The organism is uncultured Clostridium sp. (genome assembly GCF_934754925.1).
Lineage (GTDB): Bacteria > Bacillota > Clostridia > Clostridiales > Clostridiaceae > Clostridium.
This window is the reverse complement of sequence record NZ_CAKVJA010000110.1, coordinates 1-1,810: the sequence shown is the minus strand read 5'-3', so window position 1 is coordinate 1,810 and position 1,810 is coordinate 1. Positions and strand designations below refer to the sequence as shown.

4 protein-coding genes are annotated in these 1,810 nt (G+C 25.6%); all 4 read right to left on the bottom strand.

What is annotated here, in order from left to right:
- Nucleotides 1-309 precede the first annotated feature (309 nt).
- Complete coding sequence (locus Q0G30_RS14250) at nucleotides 310-603, bottom strand: hypothetical protein (RefSeq protein ID WP_294391421.1); 294 nt, start codon at nucleotides 601-603, stop codon at nucleotides 310-312.
- Nucleotides 563-769, bottom strand: a complete 207-nt coding sequence (locus Q0G30_RS14455) for an N-6 DNA methylase (protein ID WP_366014143.1) — start codon at nucleotides 767-769, stop codon at nucleotides 563-565. Before Q0G30_RS14455 ends, Q0G30_RS14250 begins: the two co-directional genes overlap by 41 nt.
- Nucleotides 770-772: 3 nt before the next feature.
- Nucleotides 773-1,372: a hypothetical protein gene (locus Q0G30_RS14245; protein ID WP_294391418.1), complete on the bottom strand. Its 600-nt coding sequence runs from the start codon at nucleotides 1,370-1,372 to the stop codon at nucleotides 773-775.
- Between the two features lie 102 nt (nucleotides 1,373-1,474).
- Complete coding sequence (locus tag Q0G30_RS14240) at nucleotides 1,475-1,600, bottom strand: hypothetical protein (RefSeq protein WP_294391416.1); 126 nt, start codon at nucleotides 1,598-1,600, stop codon at nucleotides 1,475-1,477.
- Between the last annotated feature and the right edge of the window lie 210 nt (nucleotides 1,601-1,810).

The following is a 1,810-nucleotide window of genomic DNA, read 5'->3' as shown; positions in this document are numbered from 1 at the left end:
TTTGCTTTGCTTTGCTTTGCTTTGCTTTGCTTAACAAAATTACAGTATTTTTATTCATTTTTTTATAATCCATTATTATTTAACTATAAATATAATTAAAATATAACATAGATTAAAAAATTTGTCAATACTTTGCAAAGAAAAAAATTATCGTTTCATAACTGGATGAAAAGCGAAAGCAACATTGTTATTTAATTAAGAATAACGGGTCTAAAAAATAGATTCCTTCGTCAAATCCTCGCAATGACGATTTTTTTATAATATGAATAAATTTAAATATAGGAGAATAAGATGGTAAAACTTCCGGTACTAAACATAAAAAATTGAAAAATGGAATAAGCCATTGATATTGAGCTTTAAATTTAGATGATAATATTTTTGCTTCTTTTTGTCATTTTGAACCAAGTGTTGTGTTTCATCATTAAGTAGTGAGCTTCTGAAGAATAGATTACTTTTTTCGTCACCGTGTAAAAACATATTAGAACATGCTAATGAAAAAAGAACTCTGTCGTTTTCAAAGCCAATAAGTTGCTTTTGTTTAATGTTTTTAATTTTTGATGCATCACGATTTGCTAATTTTGTCATTATCTCCATAGCTTCCATCAAAAAAACCACCTGAGCCTGTGCAAGTATCTATAACGACATCATCCACATTCAGCCTAGCGAGTTCAATCATAAAAGATTTTATATGGTCTGGAGTTAATATTATATTTTTGTTATCAATTTTACCTGCTCTATGCAAGAAAATTTTATAGGCTTTTCCTAAAATATCTTATTTTTCATTATTTTTGAAAGGTATAAAAATCTCAGTTTCAATCAAATTTATCAAATCTTTATACTCATCAAGACTAAAATATATTATTTTTATAAATGAAAAGCTATCTTTCCAATCTATCTTCTTGGATAAGCTATTATTTATCTTGTTTTCAAGTTGTGCTTCTATTTTAGATAAAATCAATTCGTTGATATAATGTGACTCCATTTTAGGTCTTTTTTGGCTATCTAAATCATCCTTTGTTGGAGCAGTAATACTCTTATATGTTTTTATAAAGTTTGTATTTGTAAGCGCTATCATAATTCCACTAAAAAATAAGCTTCTATCAGTATCTCTAACTTTATTTCCCTTATGTAATTTTTTGTTTATTTTTGTTAGGATGTCATATAAATCTCCATCGCTTAATGTATCGCCAAATTTTTCTTTTTTATAAAGTTTTATAATTTCATCTATCTTTAACAATGTTTTTGGTTCAAGTTCTTTTATTGTATTTGTATCTTTAAAATAATAACTAATTTTTAGGTTTTCTTTATTTTGACCAGAAACAGCCATACCTATTATAGAACCATCTATTTTGTTATTTTCAATATAAAACATTACTTCATCTTTAGCTTTTTTATGATTTGTGGCTTTAGTTTCAACAACTATATAGAAATCAAAACCTTTTGATTTTATATGTTTAAAGAAGTCAGGATATCCTTACTGGTCTGTCCGTTTTTTAGATATAAAACCATATTTTTCAGGTATAGTAGATTTTTCAATAAATACTTTAGAACCATAAAAATTTCTAAAAATATTTTCAGTAATTGTCTCGCTTCTTTTCATAAAATCTCATTTATACAGTTAATTGCTGTATATTTTAATATTTTATTATTGTGGCAAATTATCTTTATATTTTGAATCCTTAAACTCTAAATAAGGTTTTGAGCTTAACATATGAATCGCCGTTATAATAGAGTAGCTTATCCATGCTTTTTTTTCTGCATCCTTTTTATCTTTGCTAGATTCATTTTCTTTTAAGAGTTCGTTTAAGGT

What these genes read in the sequence shown, in the direction of transcription:
- Q0G30_RS14245 (WP_294391418.1), bottom strand. Translation starts at nt 1,372, where the DNA reads ATGTTTTATATTGAAAATAACAAAATAGATGGTTCTATAATAGGTATG.
- Q0G30_RS14250 (WP_294391421.1), bottom strand. Translation starts at nt 603, where the DNA reads ATGGAAGCTATGGAGATAATGACAAAATTAGCAAATCGTGATGCATCA.
- Q0G30_RS14240 (WP_294391416.1), bottom strand. Translation starts at nt 1,600, where the DNA reads ATGAAAAGAAGCGAGACAATTACTGAAAATATTTTTAGAAATTTTTAT.